Consider the following 22,211-nt stretch of genomic DNA (forward strand, 5'->3'; position numbering starts at 1 on the left):
TTATATCCAGCACTACAATCCGCCGCCATGGCAGTCAAACCCGCATCCACCTCCGCCAGCGACTACTCCGAAGGCTCGATCCGCGTCCTCAAGGGACTGGAGCCCGTCAAGCAGCGGCCGGGCATGTACACCCGCACCGACAACCCCCTGCACATCATCCAGGAGGTGCTGGACAACGCGGCCGACGAGGCACTGGCGGGCTTTGGCAAGAAGATCAAGGTGACCTTGCACACCGACGGCTCGGTGAGCGTGGAGGACGACGGCCGGGGCATTCCGTTCGGCCTGCATCCCGAGGAGAACGCACCGGTGGTGGAGCTGGTGTTCACCCGCCTGCACGCGGGCGGCAAGTTCGACAAGGGCAAGGGCGGGGCCTACAGCTTCTCGGGCGGCCTGCATGGTGTGGGCGTAAGCGTCACCAACGCCCTGGCCACCCGGCTGGAGGTGGCCACCCACCGCGAGGGCCAGGTGGCGCGCCTGGTGTTTGCGGGCGGCGACGTGACCGAGCCGCTGGCGGTGCGCCCGCTGCAGGCGGGCGAGCGCAAGCAGGGCACCACCGTGCGCGTCTGGCCCGACGCCAAGTACTTTGAGTCCAGCAACCTTCCGATGGGCGAGCTGACGCACCTGCTGCGCAGCAAGGCGGTGCTCATGCCCGGCGTTACGGTGCAGCTGGTCAATGAAAAGACGCGCGACACCCAGACCTGGCAGTACAAGGGCGGCCTGCGCGACTACCTGGCGCAGACGCTGAGCGCTGACCCGGTGATCCCGCTGTTCGAGGGCGAGGGCTTCGCCGACCGCCACAACGAGAGCTTTGCCGAGGGCGAGGGCGCCGCATGGTGTGTGGCCTTCACCGAGGAAGGCCAGCCGGTGCGCGAGAGCTACGTGAACCTGATCCCCACCAGCGCCGGCGGCACCCATGAAAGCGGCCTGCGTGACGGCCTGTTCAACGCGGTCAAGAGCTTCATCGAGCTGCACTCGCTCCTGCCCAAGGGCGTGAAGCTACTGCCCGAGGACGTGTTTGCGCGCGCCAGCTATGTGCTGGCGGCCAAGGTGCTGGACCCGCAGTTCCAGGGGCAGATCAAGGAGCGGCTGAACTCGCGCGACGCTGTGCGGCTGGTGTCCAGCTTCGTGCGCCCGGCGCTGGAGCTGTGGCTGAACCAGCACGTGGAATACGGCAAGAAGCTGGCCGAACTGGCCATCAAGGCCGCGCAGACACGGCAAAAGGCCGGCCAGAAGGTCGAAAAGCGCAAGGGCTCGGGCGTGGCCGTGCTGCCCGGCAAGCTCACCGACTGCGAAAGCCGTGACCTGGCCTACAACGAGGTCTTCCTGGTCGAGGGCGACTCGGCCGGCGGCAGCGCCAAGATGGGCCGCGACAAGGAAAGCCAGGCCATCCTGCCGCTGCGCGGCAAGGTGCTCAACACCTGGGAGGTCGACCGCGACCGCCTGTTTGCCAACACCGAGGTGCATGACATCTCGGTAGCCATCGGCGTGGACCCGCACGGCCCGAGCGACACCCCTGACCTGTCCGGCCTGCGCTACGGCAAGATCTGCATCCTCTCCGACGCGGACGTGGACGGCTCGCACATCCAGGTGCTGCTGCTCACGCTGTTCTTCCGCCACTTCCCCAAGCTCATCGAGGCCGGCCATATCTTTGTCGCCCGGCCACCGCTGTTCCGCGTGGACGTGCCGGCGCGCGGCAAGAAGCCCGCGGCCAAGGTGTATGCGCTGGATGAATCCGAGCTGGAAAGCATCCTCGACAAGTGCGCCAAGGACGGCGTGCCGCGCGAGAAATGCCAGATCAGCCGCTTCAAGGGCCTGGGCGAAATGAACGCCGAGCAGCTGTGGGAGACCACGCTCAACCCCGACACGCGCCGCCTGCTGCCGGTGCAGTTGGGCACGTTCGACTTCTCCGCCACCGAGGGCCTGATCACCAAGCTCATGGGCAAGGGCGAGGCCGCCGCGCGCCGCGAGCTCATGGAACTGCACGGCGACCTGGTGGATGTGGACATCTGACGAAGGCACTCGCCATGACTGCGCGCCTGGGATACCGTATGCGTAACAGCCTTTTGGGGCTTTTGCGCACGGCTGGCATGTGCTGCGCGCTCCTGTTTTTGCAGCAAACCGCGCATGCGGACCTGTGGGCCTTCGTGGACGAGCGCGGCGTGACGCACTTCGCCGCGCAGCAGCTGGACGAGCGTTACGCGCTGTTCTTCCGCGGCAACGACTTCGACTCCGAGCGCGACGGCTCCAACACCGGACGTCAGGGTGCGGCCGATGTCTCCACCGGGCCGGCCAGTCCCTCGGGGGTGCGGCTGCTGGCCTTCTTCGAGGTGTCGCACGACTACAAGCTCGTGCGCCAGCACCTGCGCTCGGCGTCGGCGCGCCATGGCGTGGACTACGCGCTGCTGCAGGCGGTGATCGCCACCGAGTCGGGTTTCAACACCCGTGCGGTCTCGCCGCGCGGCGCCGTGGGGCTGATGCAGCTCATGCCCGCCACCGCCAGCCGCTTCGGCGTGAGCGGCGACGCCAGGCGCTCGGTGGAGCAGAAGCTGGTGGACCCCGCCACCAACGTGGCCGCGGGCACGCGCTACCTGCGCTACCTCATGGATCTCTTCGAGGGCCGCCTGGACTTGGCGCTGGCGGCCTACAACGCGGGCGAGGGCGCCGTGCAGCGCGCCGGCAACCGCGTGCCCGCCTACCGCGAGACGCGCAACTACGTGCAGAGCGTGATGGGCCTGTATGCGCTGCTCAAGCCGCCGCTACCGACGCGCAATCAGCGCGCGAACCCCGGGCGCGTGCGCATGGAACTGCCCGCCACGCCCCATTCCCTATCCGATGCCGGTGAGCGCGGCGACACGCAGCGCATGTCCACGCCTGCGCCCACGCGCCTGGCCCGGCAGTCATCGACCGAGTCTGTCTTCACTGAATGAGCGACCAACCCACTCTCGACTTCTCCGCGCCCGCCGACCACGGCGACAGCCTGGAACTGGCCGGCTATGCCCAGCGCGCCTATTTGGAATACGCCCTCTCGGTCGTCAAGGGCCGCGCGCTGCCCGACGTGTGCGACGGTCTCAAGCCCGTGCAGCGGCGCATCCTCTACGCCATGGACCGCATGGGTCTGGGCTACAGCGGGCCAAACCGCAACGTGGCGGCCAAGCCTGTCAAAAGCGCCCGCGTGGTGGGCGACGTGCTGGGCCGCTTTCACCCGCACGGCGACCAGTCGGCCTACGACGCACTGGTGCGCCTGGCGCAGGACTTCAACCAGCGTTACCCGCTGATCGACGGCCAGGGCAACTTCGGCAGCCGCGATGGCGACGGCGCGGCGGCCATGCGCTACACCGAGGCGCGCCTGACCCGCATCGCCGGCCTGCTGCTGGACGAGATCGACATGGGCACGGTGGATTTCGTGCCCAACTACGACGGCAGCACGCAGGAGCCGCGCCAGCTGCCCGCGCGGTTGCCATTCGCGCTGCTCAATGGCGCCAGCGGCATCGCCGTGGGCCTGGCCACCGAGATCCCCAGCCACAACCTGCGCGAGGTGGCCGACGCCTGCGTGGCCCTGGTCAAGAAGCCGCAGTTGAGCGACGAGGAACTGTTCGCGCTGGTCCCCGGCCCTGACTACCCGGGCGGCGGCCAGATCATCAGCACTGATGCTGACATCCAGGACGCCTACCGCACGGGCCGCGGCAGCCTCAAGGTGCGCGCGCGCTGGAAGATCGAGGACCTGGCGCGCGGCCAGTGGCAGATGGTGGTGACCGAGCTGCCGCCGGGTGTCTCCGCGCAGAAGGTGCTGGAGGAGATCGAGGAACTCACCAACCCCAAGGTCAAGACCGGCAAGAAGGCGCTCACGCAGGAGCAGACGCAGCTCAAGGCTGCCTTGCTGGCGCTGCTGGACGGCGTGCGCGACGAGTCCAGCAAGGACGCGCCGGTGCGCCTGGTCATCGAACCCAAGACCGGCAAGGTGCCGCAGCAGGATCTCATCACCGCGCTGCTGGCGCACACCAGCCTGGAGACTTCCGCGCCCATCAACCTGACCATGGTGGGGCTGGACGGCAGGCCCGTGCAGAAGTCGCTGCGCGAGATGCTGCAGGAGTGGATCGACTTCCGCCAGACCACCATCACGCGGCGCAGCCAGCACCGGCTGGACAAGGTGTTGGACCGCATCCACATCCTGGAGGGGCGGCAGCTGGTGCTGCTGAACATCGACGAGGTGATCGCCATCATCCGCCAGGCCGACGAGCCGAAGGCGGCGCTGATCGCGCGCTTTCACCTGTCGGACCGCCAGGCCGAGGACATTCTGGAAATCCGCCTGCGCCAACTGGCGCGGCTGGAAGCCATCAAGATCGAGCAGGAGCTGAAAGAGTTGCGCGACGAGCAGGGGAAGCTGGAGGACATCCTCGCCAACCCCGCCTCGCTGCGCCGCCTGATGGTCAAGGAGATCGAGGCAGATGCCAAGCTGTTCGGCGATGCGCGCCGCACGCTGATCCAGGCCGAAAAGAAGGCCGTGGCCGAGGTCAAGGTGCTGGACGAACCCGTCACCGTGGTGGTGTCCGAAAAGGGCTGGGTGCGTGCGCGCCAGGGCCACGGGCACGAGGCGGGCAGCTTCGCCTTCAAGTCGGGCGACGGCCTGTACGGCACCTTTGAGTGCCGCACGGTGGACACGCTCATCGTCTTCGGCAGCAACGGGCGGGTGTACTCGGTGGCCGTGTCCAGCCTGCCGGGCGGGCGTGGCGACGGCCAGCCCATCACCACGCTGATCGAGCTGGAGGCCGGCACGCAGCCGGTGCACTACTTCGCCGGACCGGCCAACGCAGCGCTGCTGCTTGCGGGCTCGGGCGGCTATGGTTTCCTGTCCACCGTGGAGCACATGACCGCACGCAACCGTGGCGGCAAGGCCTTTGTGAACCTGGGTGAGGGCGAACGCCTGTGCCGCCCCTCGCATGCGGCGTTCACCAGCGGCAGCCAGCCGCTGGCGCCCGCCACCCATGTGTGCTGCGCATCCGTGGGTGGGCGAGTGCTCACGTTTGAGATCGCCGAACTCAAGCTCATGGAAAAGGGCGGCCGCGGGCTGATGCTCATCGACTTGGAGCCCAAGGACCAGCTGGCCGGCGCGGCGGCCTACACGCGCAGCGTGCGCTTCGTGGGCGTGGGCCGTGGCGGCAAGCCGCGCGAGGAGCAGCTGGAGATCCGCTCGCTCAACAACGCGCGCGCCGTGCGCGGGCGCAAGGGCAAGGCGGCCGACCTGGGCTTCAAGCCGTCCGACGTGCTGCGCGTGGAGTGATTCAAAAACAATAGCTGGTCGCGCTTGCTAGTACAAGCTTTTACGGATAAAAGCCGTTGAAGTTACGGTGTAGAAAGCGCGAGCAGCTATTTTTTTGATAGCGATAGTATGTCGCGTGGGCGGCGGGGCTTCTTTGTTGCGTTTGGTAGCATTCTCGCAACCCCGCCATAACGAATTCCAGGAGCCCACCCCATGAGATCGCTGCGCATTTCCCACAAACTCTGGCTCGCCGTGGGCTGCATCGTGCTGGCCCAACTGACCGTCGTGGGCGTGGCTGGTGTGCGCTCTGCCAGGGCGCAGGCCGAATCCGACGCCTTGAGCCGCGAGATGACGCAGCGCGTGCAGACGGCCACACGCTGGGCCGGCCTGACCGAGACCAATGCGGCCCGCACGCTGGCGCTGGTGCTCAGCACCGACGCCGTGGTGGAGCAGGCGTTCAAGGGCGACATTGCCGCCACCTCGGCGCGCATCAGCGAACTGCAAAAGGGGCTGGAAGCCATGGCCCTCACGCCCGCCGACCGCGAGCAGATGGGGCGCATCGCCACGGCGCGCAAGGCCATGATCGATCTGCGCAACCAGGCCCGCCAGCTCAAGGACGCCGGCAGCCATGATGAGGCGGTGCGCCTGGCGCAGCAGTCCTACGTGCCCGCAGTGACCGCCTACCTGGGCACGCTGCAGGAATTCGTGCGCATGCAGGAGCAGACCGCCCAGGCGCGCCAGGCAGAGATGGCCGCCACGCGCATGCTCACGGTGAAGCTGGCGGCCGTGGCCGCAGCCATGATGCTCGCGGCCATTGTGCTGGGGGCGTATTTCCTGATCCGCAGCATCCAGCGCCCGCTGGCCGAGGCCAACGCGCTCGCGGCGCGCGTGGCGGACGGCGACCTGCGCGAGCAGGCGGTGGATGTGCAGCGTGGCGATGAATTTGGCGAGCTGCTGCGTTCGCTGGCGGGCATGCGCGACTCGCTGGCGCGCATGGTGCAGGAGGTGCGCCACACCACCGACAGCATTGCCGTGGCCAGCGCGCAGATCGCCACCGGCAACCAGGACCTGTCCGCGCGCACCGAATCCACCTCCAGCAACCTGCAGCAAACCGCCGCGGCCATGGAGGAGTTCACCAGCACCGTCCAGCACAGCGCGGCGACGGCGGGCCAGGCCAGCCAGCTGGCCGGCGGCGCGAGCGACGTGGCGCGCCGCGGCGGCAGCGTGGTGGGGGAGGTGGTGTCCACCATGGACGACATCCAGCACAGCAGCCGCAAGATCGCCGACATCATCGGCGTCATCGACGGGATCGCCTTCCAGACCAACATCCTGGCGCTGAATGCGGCCGTGGAGGCCGCGCGCGCCGGTGAGCAAGGCCGGGGCTTTGCCGTGGTGGCGGGCGAAGTGCGCAACCTGGCGCAGCGCTCGGCATCGGCCGCCAAGGAGATCAAGGACCTGATCAGCGACTCGGTGGGCCGCGTGGAAAGCGGCTCGCGCTTGGTGCACAGCGCGGGCTCCACCATGCAAGAGGTGGTGCAGTCGGTGCAGCGCGTGGCCGACATGATGGGCGAGATCACCGCCGCCGCCACCGAGCAAAGCGCGGGCATCTCGCAGGTGAACCAGGCCGTGGGTCAACTGGACCAGATGACGCAACAGAACGCGGCGCTGGTGGAGGAGAGCGCCGCCGCGGCGCAAAGCCTGCGCGAGCAGGCCGATCACCTCACGCGCGTGGTGGCAGCATTCCGCATCGATGGCGCGGTAGCTGCTGTGCCGCCAGCCGCACGCCCCGTGCCGGCCGCTCCACAGGCACGTTCCATGCCGGTGGCACCGGTGGGCAAGGCCCCCGCCGCGCCCCGCGCGGCGGCAGTGCCGGCACGGGCGCCGGCGCAGCGCGTGGCGGCCCCCCTGCGTGCGGCTGCTGCACCTGCCGCCGCCACACGGCCTGCGGCACTGGCCCAAGGTGGTGAGGACGATTGGGAGTCCTTCTGATCCGCGTGCGGTCGCACACCTTGCGCTGACGGGGCGCCTTGCTTGCCACGCGGGCGCGCGGGGCTGGCTCCTTCACCTCCCGCATGCCGCGACGAGCGCACGCGGGAGGCTGGGAAAGAACGCGGTGCGCGGCTTAGGGCCTGTTCACACTATTTTTGCCAGTGCGAATGGCGTGAAAACCGCGCCAATCTAGGCGCGTGACGACGCCAAGGCCGGGGCCTTGGCTAGGAGGGCAACGACGAATGGCGCGGTTTTCACTCCGTTCCCTCCGGGTTGCGATCAAAAAGGGCCATTCGCGGCGTTGCCAAGCCTCGCTGGGGTAGCACCCCAGCTTCGTTTGGCGCCTTGCGCCTGGCCCTTTTTGATCGCAACGCATCTGGCAAAAATAGTGTGAACAGGCCCTAGGCCAGCTCGGCGATCAACTCGATCTCCACGCAGGCACCCAGGGGGATCTGTGCCACCCCAAAGGCGCTGCGCGCGTGCTTGCCCTTGTCGCCGAACACTTCGCCCAGCAGTTCGCTGGCGCCGTTGGTCACCAGGTGCTGCTCGGTGTAGTCGCCCGTGGAGTTCACCAGGCTCATCACCTTCACGATGCGCTGCACGCGGTTCAGGTCGCCGCCGGTGGCCGCATGCAGCGTGCCCAGCAGGTCGACGGCCACGGCGCGCGCGGCGGCCTTGCCTTCCTCGGTGGTGATGTCGCGGCCGAACTGCGCGGCCCAGGGCTTGCCGTCCTTGCGGGCGATGTGGCCGCTCAGGAACACCAGGTTGCCGGTCTGCACATAGGGCACGTAGGCGGCGGCGGGCACGGCCACGGGGGGCAGGGTGATGTTGAGTTCCTTCAGCTTGTCGTAAACGCTCATGGCAATCCTTGAAAACGAGGGCGGGCGCGGCACGGCCCGGGAAACGCGCCCACGGCCGCCGATGCGGCGTGGGACCGGGCGAGTGTTGCACATCGCCACGCCGGCGGAGCGCCCATCGCGTGCGTTCGCATAGCATGCGGCCATGGACCAGTGGGCGCCCGAAGGGCCACAGCACCAGCAGGGAGGGAGTACCGCCGCGCGGGTGGCGACGGCGTCCGCTCGCGTGCCGGTCGCTCGCGTGCCTGTGGTGCGGGCCTGGCATCTGCCCGTTGCGCTGGCTGCGGGGGTGCTGGGCGTGGCGCTGCAACTGCAGCAGCCTGCGCTGTGGCCCTGGCCGTCCTATGCGGGGTTGATGGTTGGTGCGTTGCTGGCGGCCGGGGCGCTCGCCTGGTGGGCTGGTGTGCGCGGCACGCGCCGCTGGCACGGCAGCGGCGTGGCGATTCTGGCCGCGGTGCTGATGTACGGGCTGTGCGGTATGCGCGCTGCGGTCTTCCTGGAGCAGTCTCTGGCGCCGGCGCTGGAGGGGCGTGATCTGCGCGTAACGGGCGTGGTTGCCGCCATGCCGCAGCCGCGCGAGACCGGGTTGCGCCTGCGGCTGGAAGTGGAGGCGGCGCAACTGGACGGTGCGCCCGTGCGCGTGCCGCCGCTCATCGACCTGACCTGGTATGCCGGCGGGCTGGGTGATGAGGCAGGCGCGGACAGTCCTCCGCCCGCTGTGCGCGCCGGTGAACGCTGGCGCCTGACCGTGCGCCTGAAGGCGCCGCACGGCGGGCGCAATCCGCACGGCTTCGATTACGAGCTGTGGCTGTGGGAGCAAGGGGTGCAGGCCACGGGCTACGTGCGTACCAGCGCGCGGCTGGATGCGCTGCACGGCCCGCCTGAGCGGCTGGGCGCCACCTGGCGCCACCCCGTGGAGCAACTGCGCCAGCGGGTGCGCGACGCCATCGTGCGCACGCTGGTGGACCCTGCGCAGGATGCAGCCCGCCAGCGTGCGGCCGGGGTGGTGGCGGCGCTGGTCACGGGCGACCAGCGCGCCATCGAGCGGGCGGACTGGGATGTGTTCCGCGCCACGGGCGTGGCCCACCTCATGAGCATCTCGGGGCTGCACATCACGCTGTTTGCCTGGCTTGCGGCCGCACTGCTGGACCGGGCCTGGCGCCGCTCGCAACGCCTGTGCCTGGCCGTGCCCGCGCCCACGGCGGCGTTGGTGGGCGGTGTGCTGCTGGCCGCTGCCTATGCGCTCTTCAGCGGATGGGGCGTGCCCGCGCAGCGCACGGTGTGCATGTTGGCCACGGTGGCGCTGCTGCGCCTGTCGGGGCGGCGCTGGCCCTGGCCGCAGGTGTGGCTGCTGGCCTGCGCGGTGGTGCTGGCGGTCGATCCGTGGGCGCTGCTGCAGCCGGGCTTCTGGCTGAGCTTTGTGGCCGTGGCTGTGCTGTTTGCTACTGATTTGGGAGCTTCTAGCGATTATCCCGTGGGCGTTGCAGGCCGTTTTTATGCATTGCTGCGTGAACAGTGGGTGGTGACGCTGGCGCTCACGCCCCTCACGCTATTGCTGTTCGGGCAGGTTGCGCTGGTGGGGCTGCTGGCCAATCTGGTGGCGATTCCGTGGACCACGCTGGTGGTCACGCCGCTGGCGCTGCTGGGGGTGCTGTGGGCGCCGCTGTGGCAGGCGGCGGCGTGGTGCGTGCAGGCGTTGTCGGTGTTGCTGCAGTGGCTGGCAGCCTGGCCCTGGGCGCAGGTCGCTTTGCCCATGGCCCCGCTGTGGGCCGGCGCGGCAGCCGTGACCGGCGGCGTATTGCTGGCGCTGCGCCTGCCGTGGGGCGTACGTGCCCTGGGCCTTGCGCTGCTGCTGCCGGCGCTGTGGTGGCAGCCCGCGCGCCCGCAGCCGGGGCAGTTCGAGCTGCTGGCCGCCGACGTGGGCCAGGGCCAGGCCGTGCTGGTGCGCACGGCGCGCCATGCGCTGCTGTACGACGCCGGCCCGCGCTACCACCAGGACAGCGACGCGGGCGAGCGCGTGCTGGTGCCCCTGCTGCGCGCGCTGGGCGAACGGCTGGACCTGCTGGTATTGAGCCACCGCGATACCGACCACACCGGCGGCGCCGCGGCAGTGCTGGCGCAACAGCCGCAGGCACGCCTGCTGGGGTCGATTGAGGCCGACCATGCACTGCAGGCCCTGCGGCCCGCCGAGCCTTGCCTGGCAGGCCAGCACTGGAACTGGGACGGCGTGCTTTTCGAAGTGCTGCACCCGCCGCGCGATGCGGGCGATGGGCCGGGCGCCCGTGCGCCGACGTCCAATGCCACGAGCTGTGTGCTGCGCATCGCAGCCGCGGGGACCAGTGACAAGACCGGCGGTGCGGTGGCCCTGCTGGTGGGCGACATCGAGCGCGCGCAGGAACAGGCGCTGGTAGATGGCGGTGCAGCGCTGGCGGCAGACCTGCTGCTGGTGCCGCACCATGGCAGCAAGAGCTCGTCCAGCGCGCCATTCCTGGATGCCGTGCAGCCGCGCACCGCGCTGGTGCAGGCCGGCTACCGCAACCGCTTCGGCCACCCCGCGCCCGACGTGGTGGCGCGCTACCGGCAGCGCGGCGTCTTGCTCGTGCAGTCGCCGCCCTGCGGTGCGGCGCGTTGGGTATCCGATGCGCCGCTGGCCGTGCACTGTGAACGAGAGGCCACGCGGCGCTACTGGCACCACCGCGTGTCCGAGGCGTCACTTTTGCCGCAGCCGTAGCGTTGCCGGGCCTGCAACTTGCTATCCTGGGTGCAGGAGGCACGCCGCATGCAGCAGTTCGACGAGATGTACACCGTGCTGCCCTTCGGGGGCAGCGACGTGCGGGCGCACTACCGGCATTACGGCCAGTGGCTGGCGCAGCAGCCGGCCGATGCCATGCAGGCCCGCCGCGCGCAGGCCGAGGTGATCTTCCGCCGCGTGGGCATCACCTTCGCCGTGTATGGCGACAAGGACGAGGAGGGCGCCGGGACCGAGCGGCTGATCCCCTTCGACCTGATTCCGCGCATCATCCCCGCGCAGGAATGGCGCCGCATGCGGCGCGGCCTGGTGCAGCGCGTCACGGCGCTCAACCGCTTCATCCACGACATCTACCACGGCCAGGACATCCTGCGCGCAGGCATCGTGCCTGCCGACCTGATCCTGGCCAATGCGCAGTTCCGTCCCGAGATGGTGGGCCTGGACGTCCCGCAGGACGTGTACGCGCACATCGCGGGCATCGACCTCGTGCGCGCGCCGGGCGCGGATGGCGAGGGCATCCACTACGTGCTGGAGGACAACCTGCGCGTGCCGTCCGGCGTGTCATACATGCTGGAAAACCGCAAGATGATGATGCGGCTGTTTCCCGAGCTGTTTGCGCTGCACAAGGTGGCCCCCGTGGCGCACTATCCCGACCTGCTGCTGGACACGCTGCGTGCCAGCGCGCCGGCCTGGAGCAGCGCCGACCCCACCGTGGTGGTGCTCACGCCCGGCATGCACAACAGCGCCTATTTCGAGCACGCCTTCCTCGCGCAGCAGATGGGCGTGGAGCTGGTCGAGGGCCAGGACCTGGTCGTCAAGGACAACGTCGTCTACATGCGCACCACGCGCGGCCTGCAGCGCGTGCATGTCATCTACCGGCGCGTGGACGACGACTTCCTCGACCCACAGGTGTTCCGGCCCACCTCCACACTGGGCTGCGCGGGGCTCATGCAGGCCTACCGCGCGGGCAACGTGGCCATCTGCAACGCCGTGGGTACGGGCATTGCGGACGACAAGTCGGTGTACCCGTACGTGCCCGAGATGATCCGCTTTTACCTGGGCGAGCAGCCCATCCTGGCCAACGTGCCCACCTGGATGTGCCGCCGCCCTGAAGACCTGCAGTACGTGCTGGGGCATCTGCCGGAGCTGGTGGTCAAGGAAGTGCACGGCGCGGGCGGCTACGGCATGCTCATCGGACCCGCGGCCACGCGCGCCCAGATCGAGGCCTTCCGCGCCGCGCTCCTCGCCAATCCCGCGGGCTACATCGCCCAGCCCACGCTCTCGCTCTCGACCTGTCCCACCTACGTGGATGCGGGCATCGCGCCGCGCCACATCGATCTGCGGCCCTTCGTGCTCAGTGGACAGAAAGTGCAGATGGTGGCCGGCGGGCTCACGCGCGTGGCGCTCAAGGAGGGCTCGCTCGTCGTCAACTCGTCGCAGGGTGGCGGCACCAAGGACACCTGGGTGCTGGGAGATGAGGATGGAGGTCAATGAGATGCTGAGCCGCACTGCCGACCATCTGTTCTGGATGTCCCGCTACACCGAGCGGGCAGACAGGCCCGCCGCAGGCGGGCTTGCGCCACAACACAGCGGGCGCGCGCAGCGCGTGCGGGGTTTGCTGCCCGCCCAAGCCGAGGAGGCCACATGCTGAGCCGCACTGCCGATCACCTGTTCTGGATGTCCCGCTACACCGAGCGGGCAGAAAACACCGCCCGCATGCTCAACGTCAGCTACGAGACCTCCCTGCTGCCGCAGTCCGATGCCCAGGCGCAGGAGGGCTGGCGCGGGCTGCTGTCAATCAGTGAGCTGATTCCCGCCTACACCGCGCGGCAGGGTGCGATCACGGCCACGGGTGTGTTGCGGTTCATGGTGTGCGACGAGGGCAACCCTTCGTCCATCGCCGCGTGCCTGCGCGCGGCGCGCGAGAACGCGCGTGCTGTGCGCGGTGCCCTCACCACGGAGGTTTGGGAGACGCTGAACCAGACCTGGCTGGAGCTGTCACGCCAGCTGCGCGAGGGGGCCTTCGAGCGCGACCCTGGGCAGTTCTTCGAATGGGTCAAGTACCGCTCGCACCTGTCGCGCGGGGTCACGCTGGGCACCATGCTGCAGGACGAGGCGTTTCACTTCCTGCGCCTGGGCACCTTCCTGGAGCGCGCCGACAACACGGCGCGGCTGCTGGACGTGAAGTTCCATGCGGTGCAGAGCGATTTTCATGGGTTGGCGGGCGATGCCCGCCGTTCCACGCCCGAGGCCGACTTCTACCACTGGAGCGCCATCCTGCGCAGCGTTTCGGCGTTTGAGGTCTACCGCAAGGTGTACCGCGACGTGATCACGCCCGAGCGCGTGGCCGACCTGCTCATGCTGCGGCGGGACATGCCGCGTTCGCTGCATGCCAGCATGCACGAGGTGGTGGACAACCTGGCCGCCGTCGCGCATGAGCATTCGGGGGAGACCGAGCGGCGGGCCGGGCGCCTGCTGTCCGATCTGCGTTACGGCCGCATCGACGAGATCCTGGCCACCGGCCTGCATGCCTACCTTACGCAGTTCCTGGACCGCGTGAACGAACTCGGCGGCTGCATCAGCAGGGACTTTCTCGCGCCCGCGGCGGACTGACCGGCACTTCCGGGCCCGGGCTCGGGGGTGTTTATTGGCCCTGTGCCATTTGGCGGCTCTGGGCATCGTGCGTGCAGTTCGCGCGCGCGCCTTGGCGGGCAGGGGGCACCAGGCCGTACTGGGCCAGCACGCTGGCCTCCAGCTCGCCCGACTCGCGCGCGCATTGCAGTTCGGCAATCACTTCAGCGCGTGTGCGGCCGACAGCGTTGGTACGGTCGTGGGTGGAATGGGGCATGGCGGCCACCTGCGTCTGTGCCGCCGGGGGCGCGGGGGCGTGCTGCGGCACCTGGGCCAGCGCGCCCGTAGTGGCGGTGCCGGCCAGCGCCAGTACGGCACTGGCGATGGCGCCGCGCAGCAAGGGGCGGCGCGTGGAAGGGACCTGCGAGGTCAGCGTATGCAAGGCGTTCATGAGGGCTCCTGTGGGGGACACTGCCGGCGGCACCATGCCGTCCGTGGAGCCACTGTGCTGGCCCGCCCGTCGGCGTTCCAGCGCATTGCGACGAACCGCGCGCCGGCATGCGCCAGCTGCCGTGCACGTTCGCCAGTGCGACCGTCCCCGCGGTCAACGCGATGCGTTGCGCCGCTGCTCGCGCAGCATGAACAGGTACAGGCCCTCGACCTTTTCGCGCGCCCATGGCGTCTTGCGCAGGAACTTGAGGCTGGAGGCGACGCTGGGGTCGCTCTGGAAGCAGCGTACGGGAATGCGGTTGGCCAGACCTTCCCAGCCGAAGTACTGCTGCAGCGCCACGACCATCGCCTCCAGCGTGATGCCGTGCAGCGGATTGCGGGGCTGTGCGGGTGGTTGCGGGGCGGGCGCTGCAGGTTGGTCGGTCATGGACGGCGAGCATACGCGCTTGCCGCCCACGAACGCTGGTTTGAAGGAAATTGCCATATAGCGCTTATTTGGTAAGCGCCAACAGCTATTAAAAATATAGCAATTGCCTCTACTGGTGTTGCAGCAGCGGCTCGTTGGCAAACAGCTCCGCAGCCCAGTCGACGAAGGCGCGTACCTTGGCGCTCAGATGGCGGTTGGGCGGATACACCACGTACACGGGCAGCAGGGGGTGGGACCAGTCGGGCAGCACGCGCACGAGTTCGCCGCGCTCGAAGTGCTGCTGGGCCTGGAAGGTGGTGATCTGCCCCACGCCCTGGCCGGCGACGAGGGCGTTCAGATAGGCGTTGCTCTCGTTCCCGGCCAGGTGAGAGGGGCCCGAGGTTTCGATCACCTCGCCGTCCTTGCGAAACTCCAGCGGATAGCGGCGCGCCGAAACGGGCGAGAAGTAGATCACGGTGCGGTGGCTGCGCTCCAGGTCCAGCGGGTGCGCGGGCACGCCAAAGCGCTCCAGGTAGGCGGGCGCGGCCACGGTGATGAATTCCAGGTTGCCGATGCGCCGCGCCACCAGGGACTGGTCGGCCAGCTCGCCGCCGCGGATCACACAGTCGACGTTGTCGCCGATGAGGTCCACGGTGCGGTCGCTGACGCCCAGGTCCATCTGGATGTTGGGGTATCGCTCCTGGAACTGCGCCAGGTTTGGCACGATGAGCAGCCGCGCCACCGACGATCCCACGTCCACGCGCAGACGCCCGCGCGGGTTGGCGCGCGCCTGGCTCATGCTGGCTTCGATGTCGTCGAAGTCGGCCAACAGGCGCACGGTGCGGTCGTAGAACGCGGCGCCGTCGGCCGTCACGGTGACGCGGCGCGTGGTGCGGTTGAGCAGCTTCACGCGCAGGCGCTCCTCCAGCGCCTGGACGTGCTTGGTCACGGTGCCCTTGGGCAGTTGCAATGAATCGGCGGCGCGCGTGAAGGTGCCAGCTTCGACCACCCGCGCGAATATGCGCATGGCCTGTATCTGGTCCATGTGCTTCTCCTTCTCGCTGGTGAATGAGAGTCTGGAGGCCTACCGCGGCACGCTGCACCTCACGCAGCGCCGCTACCAGGCGGGCGACGTGGCGGAGCTGGATGTGGCGGAGCTGGATGTGGCGCGCGTGCAGACGGAGGTGGCGGCCACTGAATCCGAAGCACTGGCGCTGGAGCGTCAGCAGGCGCAGCTGCGGCATGCATTGGCCGTGCTGGTGGGCGACGTGGCCATGGGCTTCTCGCTGCCACCGGCGGCGGTCGAGGCCGCGCTGCCGGTGATTCCGCCCGGCGTGCCCAGCACGGTCCTGGCGCGCAGGCCCGATGTGTCTGCGGCCCAGGCCGCGGTGCTGGCGGCGCAAGCACGGGTGGGCGTGGCGCAGGCGGCGTGGTTTCCCGCGCTGGCACTCACGGGCAGCGCGGGCTTTGCATCGCCCGAGCTGGGCGATCTGTTCAAGTGGTCGGCGCGTTCGTGGGGCATTGGCATGCTGCTGTCGCTGCCGCTCTTCGATGGCGGCCAGCGCGCCGCCCCGGAGGAGGGTGCGCGCGCCCGGCTGGAAGGGGCGCTCGCCGCCCACCGCGGCCAGGTGCTCACAGCCTTTCGCGAGGTGGAAGACCAGCTCAGCGCGCTGCGCCTGCTGGCCGGCCAGGCGCAGGCACAGGACCGCGCCGTGCAGTCCGCCGCGCGCGCTGCGCAGCTGTCCGATTCGCGCTACCGCAACGGTCTGGTGAGCCAATTGGAGTTGCTGGATGCGCGCCGCAGCGAGCTGCGCAACCGCCGCCAGGCGCTGCAGGTGCGCACAGCGCAGTACGTGGCCACGGTGGGGTTGGTGCGCGCGCTGGGCGGGGGTTGGGATACCACCAGCTGAGCCCGTGGGGATTCGCGCCCACGCGACTGCGCCGCGGGGCGTTGCACTCTATAGTGACCAGTTGCGGCCGGCGCGGGTCTTGCTCCTGCGCCTGGCGCCCGATTATTCTTGACATGACACCCAGGAGCCTATTGCATGACCTATCCCGACACGCGCCTTTTCATCGCCGGCCAATGGCAGGACGCCGAGAGCGGCAAGACCATCGCCGTGCACAACCCGGCCACGGGCCAGGAAATCGGGCGGGTGGCGCATGCGGGCATTGCCGACCTGGACCGTGCGCTGGCGGCTGCGCAAAAGGGCTTCGAGGTGTGGCGCGACACGCCCGCCATTGAGCGCGCCAAGACCATGCGCCGGGCGGCCGCGCTGATGCGCGAGCGCGCCGATGCCATTGCCGCCATCCTCACGCAGGAGCAGGGCAAGCCCCGGGCCGAGGCGCGTGTCGAGGCCATGGCCGCGGCCGACATCATCGAGTGGTTTGCCGATGAGGGCATGCGCGTGTACGGCCGCATCGTGCCGTCGCGCAACCTCGCCGTGCGCCAGATGGTGGTGAAGGACCCGGTGGGGGTGGTGGCCGCGTTCACGCCCTGGAACTTCCCCATCAACCAGGTGGTGCGCAAACTGGGCGCGGCGCTGGCCGCGGGCTGCGCGGTGCTGGTCAAGGCGCCGGAGGAGACGCCCGCCAGCCCGGCCGAGCTGATCCGTGCATTTGCCGATGCCGGCGTGCCCGCCGGTGCGGTGGGCCTGGTGTACGGCAACCCGGCCGAGATCTCCAACTACCTGATCCCGCACCCCATCGTGCGCAAAGTCACGTTCACCGGCTCCACCCCCGTGGGCAAGCAACTGGCGGGGCTGGCGGGCCAGCACATGAAGCGTGTGACCATGGAGTTGGGCGGCCACGCGCCGGTGATCGTCTGCGAGGACGCGGACATCGAGCTGGCGGTCAAGGCCTCGGGCGGCGCCAAGTTCCGCAACGCGGGGCAGGTCTGCATCTCGCCCACGCGCTTTTTGGTGCACGAGAGCGTGCGCGCCGACTTCGTGGCCGCGCTCACGCGCCATGCCCAAGGCCTGAAGGTGGGCGACGGCCTGGCCGAGGGCACGCAGATGGGCCCGCTGGCCAACCCGCGCCGCGTGGCGGCCATGGCCGACCTGCTGGCCGATGCCGTGCAGCAGGGCGCCACGGTGCGCACGGGTGGCGAGCGGCTGGGCGAGGTGGGCAACTTCTTTGCGCCCACGGTGCTCGACAACGTGCCGACCCATGCACGCATCTTCAACGAGGAACCCTTCGGACCCGTCGCGGCCGTGCAGGGTTTCACGCAGCTCGAAGCGGCCATCGCCGAGGCCAACCGCCTCGCCTACGGCCTGGCGGGCTACGCGTTCACGCGCTCGCTCAAGAATGCGCACCTGCTGAGCCAGCGCGTCGAGGTGGGCATGCTGTGGATCAACCAGCCCGCGACGCCCTCGGCCGAGCTGCCGTTTGGCGGCATCAAGGATTCGGGCTACGGTTCCGAGGGCGGCCCCGAGGCGCTGGAGGCTTGCTTGAACACGCGCGCGATCTCCATCACCCACGTCTGACGCCGCCCTTCAGCACCACCAGCCCCGGCCTGCCGGGGCTTTTTTTACACCGCGCTCAGAAGCGATAGGTGCCCGTCAGCAGCACGTTGCGGCGCTCGCCATAGAAGCAGTCGCCGCGCGCCAGGCACTGGGTGATGTTGACCTTGTCCGTCAGGTTGTTGATGTTCAGCGCCAGGCGCCAATCGCCCGCGTCGTAGGTCACCATGGCATCGGCCAGCAGCACCGACGGGGTATCGATGGCCGGTGTGCCGGTCCACTGCGATCCGGTGTAGCGCACGCCGGCGCCTACCGTCCAGCCGCCCCGGCCCTGGGCCGCGAAGCGGTGCATGAGCCAGCTGGACGCCGTGTGCCGCGGCACGCCCGCCACGCGCTGGCCCTGGTCGCCCGCGTTGCTGCGGCTGATGGTGGCGTCGGCATAGGCATAGCCCAGCGTCCAGTCCCAATGGCGCGCCAGGCTGGCGGTCATCTCGGCTTCGAGACCCTTGATGGTGACCTCGCCGATCTGCAGGCTGTTGAGCGGGTTGCTCGGGTCGGTGGTCTTGCGGTTCTTCTCGCGCAGGTGGTAGAGCGCCGCAAAGGCCGAGATGCCGCGCCCTTCGGGCATCCACTTCACGCCGGCCTCCCACTGCTGGCCGCGCTGGGGTTTGTAGGCCGTGCCGTACACGTTGACGCCGCCCAGCGGTTGGAACGACTCTGAATAACCGACATACGGTGCCCAGCCCCCGCCGGCCTGGTAGGTCAGGCCCAGGCGCTTGGTCCAGGCCTTGTCGTCCACCGCCGCGGCGGGGCGGCCTTCGGTGTCGGTCTTGGCGCGGTCATGGCGCAGGCCCAGCGTGGCGGTCCACGCACCCCAGCGCATCTGGTCCTGCAGGTACAGGCCCAGCTGGCGCTGCGTCACGTCGGGCAGGGCCGTCAGGGCGGCGCTGCTGGGCGGGGTGAAGTTGCCGTACACCGGTGCATACACGTCGATGGCGGGCGCCACGGCGCGCCAATTGGACTGGCTGGTGTGGTTGCGCTGACCGTCCACGCCGACCAGCAGCGTGTGCTCCACCGCGCCCGCGCGCAGGCGCCCCTCCAGCTGCGTGTCGATGAGCAGCAGGCGGCTGGCGTTGCGTTGCCAGGCGGCGTCCCGCAGCACGGTGCGACCATTGGCGTCGAACACCGGACGCGCGGGTCGGCCGCTGGCGGCATTGGCAGTGAAGCTGGTGTAGAGCGTGCGGTAGTCCACGTCGCTCACGGTGCGGCGCAGGTTCTGGCGCAGCGTCCAGTCGCCGTTCAGGCGGTGGCTGAAGAGGTAGCCCCAGGAGGCGTTCTCGGTGTCGTAGGCGTCCCAGCCCGGCTCGCTGATGAAGGTGTTGGTGGGAATACGCCCGTAGGCACTCGGCAGCCGCGTGCCCTGCCAGGGGAAGAAGCCGATCATCGAGCCGCTTTGGTCCTTCTGGTAGTGCGCCTGCAGCGTGAGTGAGGTGTCCGCACTCGGCCGCCAGGTGAGCGATGGCGCGAACACCACGCGGTCATCGTCCACGTGGTCCACCTGCGTGCCGCTGTCGCGGCCTACGGCCACCAGGCGGTAGAGCCACCGGCCCTCGGCATCCAGCGGGCCGGTCAGGTCGGCGGCGATCTGCTTGCGCGCATGGCTGCCTATCTGCACCTGCACCTCGCGCTGGCGCTCGGCCAGCGGACGCTTGGACGTGAGGTTGAGCACGCCGCCCACGCTGCCCTGGCCGTAGAGCACCGAAGAGGGGCCGCGCAGGAATTCCACGCGCTCCAGCGTGTAGGGCTCTGCCTTGACATTGTTGTACGTGCCATAGGTGCGCAGCAGGCCGTCCAGGTACTGCGTCACATCGCCGCCGCGCGCCTTGAAACTGTCCACGCGGCTGTCGAAGTAGCTCGATACGATGCCCGCGCTGTAGCGCGTGGTCTCGCGCAGCGTCTGTACTCCCTGGGCTTCCATCTGGTCGCGCGTGACCACGCTGATGGCCTGGGGTGTCTCGATGAGCGGCGTGTCGGTCTTGGTGGCCGACAGCGCGCGGCGGGCCACGAAGCCCCGTACCGGTTCGGTGGCGCTTTGCTGCGCCGGGTCGGCGCTGATGGTGACCGCGGGCAGGGCGGCTTCGGTGGTCTGGGCATGCGCGGCGGCGCCGCACAGCAGCGCCACGGCGGCCTGTGCGGCGGCAGTGCGCGTGGCGGGGAAAGTGCGAAAGATCATGGTGCTATGAATAGTGAAGCTGGTTGCGCAGGATGGACGGACGCTGCAGCGTGTTTTGATAGAAATTGAGGGGCTCAGAACGTGTAGTCCAGCGTGACGTAGAGCGAGCGCGGCTCGCCCGGTGTGACGGCCGCAAAGCCCGCGGCCGTGGTGGATGCGTCCACGTAGTAGCGCCGGTTGGCGGCGTTCTTCAGGTTGGCTTGCAGTCGCACGCCGCCGCCGAACTGGTAGCCCAGCGCGAGGTCCACCACGGTGTAGCCGGGCAGGCGCCACCGGTTGTCGTTGGCGGTGAACTTGTCGCCCTGGTGGACCAGCCCGCCGCCGACCCACAGGCCGGGCACCCGGGGCAGGCGGTACTGGGTCCACAGCGAGGCGGTGCGCCGCGGGGCGAGCGCGACGCGGTGGCCCACGTTGGCGCCGGGCACGGTGTCGGCCAGCACCTTGGGGTCGAGGAAGGTGGCCTGCGCGGTGACGCTCCAGCCCGGGGTGATGCGGCCTTGTGCCTCCACTTCCAGCCCCTTGATGCGCTGGCGGCCTGTCAGCACCGAGTAGCCGGGGTGCTCGGGGTCGTTGGCCGGTGCGTTGGTCAGTTCCAGCGCGAAGGCCGATACGGTGGTGAGCAGGCGCTGGCCCAGCCATTCCTGCTTCCAGCCCACCTCCAGCTGCTTGCCCTCGGAGGGCGGTGCCGCGCGGTCGCCCCACAGCAGCGTGCCCGAGTTCGCCTGGAACGAGCGCGCATGGCTCACATAGAACATGCTGGCGGGCAGGGGCTGCCAGCTCAGCGCGGCGCTGGGCTGGGTCTTGCTCAGATCCGTGGCGGGCTTGGTGTAAGCGTCCTTGAGCCGGTCGTGGCGCAGGCCCAGCAGCAGGCTGAAGTCGCCCAGGGCGATCCGGTCCTGCACGAACAGGCCCGTGTTGCGCGTGTCCGAGGCCACTGCGGCCCTGCCGCCCGAAGCCGCGGGCGGCACCAGGCCCGTCACGGGCTGGTACAGGTCCACCGCACCCAGGTTGCCCGTGCCACGCGCACCGTACACGCCCTCGATGGCACGCCAATCCAGCCCGGCGAGCAGCGTGTGGCGCACGGGACCCGTCCGCACTTGTGCGCGCAGTTCGGCCAGCGCGGTGTCCGACGTGTAGTTCTGCCCCGGTGCCAGCCAGTAGCTGCGCGCGACCTGGCCGCCCGTCACCGGGCCGATGGGGTAGACCATGTTCACGTTGCGAAAGGTCTCGTTGCGCGACAAGTGCACCCGCCCTTCAAGGCTGTCGGTGAAGCGGTGCTGCAGCTCCGTGGAATAAAAGCGCAGGTGCCCGTCGGTGCGCAGCCAGGGCTCGCCATAGAAGGTGCCCACCGGGAGCACGTCCGCGCTGCGCGGGTTCTGCGGGTCGGGCACCGCCAGCCCCACGGTGGATACGCCTTCCAGGCTTTGGTACTCGGCCTGTGCGCGCCAGCGCGTGTCCGGCGTGAGCTGCCATTCCAGGCTGCCGGCCAGGCCCTGCTTGCGCGGCGTGTTGCCGTCCACGAAGCTGCCGCCGCGGCTCGCGCCGCCGTCCAGCCGGTAGCGCAGCGTGCCGTCGGCATTCAGGGGGCCGGTGAGGTCGAATTCGGCATTGCGCCAGCCGTGGCTGCCGGCGCCGATCTTCACGCTGCGCAGCGGATCGGCCTGGGGCCGCTTGCTCACGTAGTTGACGAGGCCGCCCGGCGCCACCTGGCCGAACTCCAGCGCGGCCGGTCCCTTGATGACCTCGACGCGTTCGATGTTGAACAGCGGTGGATCGAGCAGGTGCACGAACTTGGCACCGTCGCGCAGGTAGTTGTAGGTGTTGTTGGCCCACAACCCGCGGATCGCGAACTGCGAGTACGAGCCTGCGTACTCGCTGCGCGAGGACACGCCGGCCGCGTTGCGCAGCACGTCGCGCTCCGTGGTGGCCAACTGCTGCTCCAGCAGCGCGCTGTCGATCACGCTCACGGCGCGCGGCGTCTCCAGCACTGGCAGGCCCAGGCGCGAGCTGCTTTGCGCGCGGCGCGCGGGCGTGGCGGCGGCGCCCGCCGTGGAGTCGACCACGTCTACCTGGCGCAGGGTGGGGGTGGCGGTTGCCGCCGGCGCGCCCGGCGGGGCCTCGGCGGTCTGTGCGATCGCGCTGCCGCACAGCAGCCACAGCGCGGCTTGCGCGGCCTGCGCGGCCAGGGCCACGGCCGTGCGCCGCGGCCGGGGAACAAGGGGAGGTTTCATGGCGGTAGGG

At 69.5% G+C, this 22,211-nt stretch carries 15 protein-coding genes and 1 pseudogene; 10 read left to right on the forward strand and 6 right to left on the reverse strand.

The features are described from left to right. Positions 1-27 precede the first annotated feature (27 nt). From K2L43_RS05210 to K2L43_RS05225, 4 genes are all read left to right on the forward strand, one after another. Entirely contained in the window at positions 28-2,010 is a 1,983-nt protein-coding gene (locus K2L43_RS05210; protein ID WP_011804453.1) for a DNA topoisomerase IV subunit B, read from the forward strand. A gap of 38 nt (positions 2,011-2,048) precedes the next feature. Beyond that, entirely contained in the window at positions 2,049-2,927 is an 879-nt protein-coding gene (locus tag K2L43_RS05215) for a lytic transglycosylase domain-containing protein (RefSeq protein WP_220638973.1), read from the forward strand. Then, positions 2,924-5,278 carry a DNA topoisomerase IV subunit A gene (parC, locus tag K2L43_RS05220; protein ID WP_220638635.1) on the forward strand — a complete coding sequence of 785 codons (2,355 nt, stop codon included), beginning with the start codon at positions 2,924-2,926 and terminating at the stop codon, positions 5,276-5,278. The genes K2L43_RS05215 and parC overlap by 4 nt, the downstream gene beginning before the upstream one ends. Before the next feature lie 192 nt (positions 5,279-5,470). Further along, on the forward strand, positions 5,471-7,246 hold the full coding sequence (locus K2L43_RS05225; RefSeq protein ID WP_220638636.1) for a methyl-accepting chemotaxis protein: 1,776 nt from the start codon (positions 5,471-5,473) through the stop codon (positions 7,244-7,246). 401 nt (positions 7,247-7,647) lie between these two features. Here K2L43_RS05225 and K2L43_RS05230 read toward each other — a convergent pair whose 3' ends face one another. Further along, complete coding sequence (locus K2L43_RS05230; RefSeq protein ID WP_011804457.1) at positions 7,648-8,106, reverse strand: RidA family protein; 459 nt, start codon at positions 8,104-8,106, stop codon at positions 7,648-7,650. Between the two features lie 142 nt (positions 8,107-8,248). On the opposite strand from K2L43_RS05230, the gene K2L43_RS05235 reads away from it, so the two are divergent. The 4 genes from K2L43_RS05235 to K2L43_RS05250 are packed head-to-tail and all read left to right on the forward strand — an operon-like array spanning position 8,249 to position 13,465. Next, entirely contained in the window at positions 8,249-10,834 is a 2,586-nt protein-coding gene (locus K2L43_RS05235) for a DNA internalization-related competence protein ComEC/Rec2 (protein WP_255580535.1), read from the forward strand. Positions 10,835-10,882: 48 nt separating this feature from the next. Then, positions 10,883-12,346, forward strand: a complete 1,464-nt coding sequence (locus tag K2L43_RS05240) for a circularly permuted type 2 ATP-grasp protein (RefSeq protein ID WP_220638637.1) — start codon at positions 10,883-10,885, stop codon at positions 12,344-12,346. A 1-nt stretch (position 12,347) separates the two neighbouring features. Beyond that, on the forward strand, positions 12,348-12,503 hold the full coding sequence (locus tag K2L43_RS05245; RefSeq protein WP_083766728.1) for an alpha-E domain-containing protein: 156 nt from the start codon (positions 12,348-12,350) through the stop codon (positions 12,501-12,503). Continuing rightward, entirely contained in the window at positions 12,497-13,465 is a 969-nt protein-coding gene (locus K2L43_RS05250; RefSeq protein ID WP_011804459.1) for an alpha-E domain-containing protein, read from the forward strand. Before K2L43_RS05245 ends, K2L43_RS05250 begins: the two co-directional genes overlap by 7 nt. A gap of 31 nt (positions 13,466-13,496) precedes the next feature. Here K2L43_RS05250 and K2L43_RS05255 read toward each other — a convergent pair whose 3' ends face one another. The 3 genes from K2L43_RS05255 to K2L43_RS05265 all read right to left on the reverse strand — a co-directional run bounded on the left by K2L43_RS05255 (position 13,497) and on the right by K2L43_RS05265 (position 15,324). Continuing rightward, positions 13,497-13,874, reverse strand: coding sequence for a hypothetical protein (locus K2L43_RS05255; protein ID WP_220638638.1), 378 nt, complete (start codon positions 13,872-13,874; stop codon positions 13,497-13,499). Positions 13,875-14,027: 153 nt separating this feature from the next. After that, positions 14,028-14,300, reverse strand: a complete 273-nt coding sequence (locus K2L43_RS05260) for a VF530 family DNA-binding protein (RefSeq protein WP_011804461.1) — start codon at positions 14,298-14,300, stop codon at positions 14,028-14,030. A gap of 109 nt (positions 14,301-14,409) precedes the next feature. Further along, positions 14,410-15,324 carry a LysR family transcriptional regulator gene (locus K2L43_RS05265; protein ID WP_220638639.1) on the reverse strand — a complete coding sequence of 305 codons (915 nt, stop codon included), beginning with the start codon at positions 15,322-15,324 and terminating at the stop codon, positions 14,410-14,412. Here K2L43_RS05265 and K2L43_RS05270 point away from each other — a divergent pair. Next, a pseudogene (locus tag K2L43_RS05270) lies at positions 15,257-16,189 on the forward strand (efflux transporter outer membrane subunit); the annotation flags it as partial. The gene K2L43_RS05265 and the pseudogene K2L43_RS05270 overlap by 68 nt on opposite strands. Before the next feature lie 135 nt (positions 16,190-16,324). Further along, complete coding sequence (locus tag K2L43_RS05275; RefSeq protein ID WP_011804463.1) at positions 16,325-17,761, forward strand: NAD-dependent succinate-semialdehyde dehydrogenase; 1,437 nt, start codon at positions 16,325-16,327, stop codon at positions 17,759-17,761. A 55-nt stretch (positions 17,762-17,816) separates the two neighbouring features. Here K2L43_RS05275 and K2L43_RS05280 read toward each other — a convergent pair whose 3' ends face one another. Together K2L43_RS05280 and K2L43_RS05285 are read right to left on the reverse strand one after the other, a co-directional pair. Next, on the reverse strand, positions 17,817-19,970 hold the full coding sequence (locus tag K2L43_RS05280) for a TonB-dependent siderophore receptor (RefSeq protein WP_220638640.1): 2,154 nt from the start codon (positions 19,968-19,970) through the stop codon (positions 17,817-17,819). 74 nt (positions 19,971-20,044) lie between these two features. After that, complete coding sequence (locus K2L43_RS05285; protein ID WP_220638641.1) at positions 20,045-22,201, reverse strand: TonB-dependent siderophore receptor; 2,157 nt, start codon at positions 22,199-22,201, stop codon at positions 20,045-20,047. Positions 22,202-22,211: the final 10 nt, after the last annotated feature.

This window comes from Diaphorobacter sp. MNS-0 (assembly GCF_019602835.1).
GTDB lineage: Bacteria > Pseudomonadota > Gammaproteobacteria > Burkholderiales > Burkholderiaceae_C > Diaphorobacter > Diaphorobacter nitroreducens.

What these genes read in the sequence shown, in the direction of transcription:
- K2L43_RS05210 (WP_011804453.1), top strand. Translation starts at nt 28, where the DNA reads ATGGCAGTCAAACCCGCATCCACCTCCGCCAGCGACTACTCCGAAGGC.
- K2L43_RS05215 (WP_220638973.1), top strand. Translation starts at nt 2,049, where the DNA reads ATGCGTAACAGCCTTTTGGGGCTTTTGCGCACGGCTGGCATGTGCTGC.
- parC (WP_220638635.1), top strand. Translation starts at nt 2,924, where the DNA reads ATGAGCGACCAACCCACTCTCGACTTCTCCGCGCCCGCCGACCACGGC.
- K2L43_RS05225 (WP_220638636.1), top strand. Translation starts at nt 5,471, where the DNA reads ATGAGATCGCTGCGCATTTCCCACAAACTCTGGCTCGCCGTGGGCTGC.
- K2L43_RS05230 (WP_011804457.1), bottom strand. Translation starts at nt 8,106, where the DNA reads ATGAGCGTTTACGACAAGCTGAAGGAACTCAACATCACCCTGCCCCCC.
- K2L43_RS05235 (WP_255580535.1), top strand. Translation starts at nt 8,249, where the DNA reads ATGGACCAGTGGGCGCCCGAAGGGCCACAGCACCAGCAGGGAGGGAGT.
- K2L43_RS05240 (WP_220638637.1), top strand. Translation starts at nt 10,883, where the DNA reads ATGCAGCAGTTCGACGAGATGTACACCGTGCTGCCCTTCGGGGGCAGC.
- K2L43_RS05245 (WP_083766728.1), top strand. Translation starts at nt 12,348, where the DNA reads ATGCTGAGCCGCACTGCCGACCATCTGTTCTGGATGTCCCGCTACACC.
- K2L43_RS05250 (WP_011804459.1), top strand. Translation starts at nt 12,497, where the DNA reads ATGCTGAGCCGCACTGCCGATCACCTGTTCTGGATGTCCCGCTACACC.
- K2L43_RS05255 (WP_220638638.1), bottom strand. Translation starts at nt 13,874, where the DNA reads ATGAACGCCTTGCATACGCTGACCTCGCAGGTCCCTTCCACGCGCCGC.
- K2L43_RS05260 (WP_011804461.1), bottom strand. Translation starts at nt 14,300, where the DNA reads ATGACCGACCAACCTGCAGCGCCCGCCCCGCAACCACCCGCACAGCCC.
- K2L43_RS05265 (WP_220638639.1), bottom strand. Translation starts at nt 15,324, where the DNA reads ATGGACCAGATACAGGCCATGCGCATATTCGCGCGGGTGGTCGAAGCT.
- K2L43_RS05275 (WP_011804463.1), top strand. Translation starts at nt 16,325, where the DNA reads ATGACCTATCCCGACACGCGCCTTTTCATCGCCGGCCAATGGCAGGAC.
- K2L43_RS05280 (WP_220638640.1), bottom strand. Translation starts at nt 19,970, where the DNA reads ATGATCTTTCGCACTTTCCCCGCCACGCGCACTGCCGCCGCACAGGCC.
- K2L43_RS05285 (WP_220638641.1), bottom strand. Translation starts at nt 22,201, where the DNA reads ATGAAACCTCCCCTTGTTCCCCGGCCGCGGCGCACGGCCGTGGCCCTG.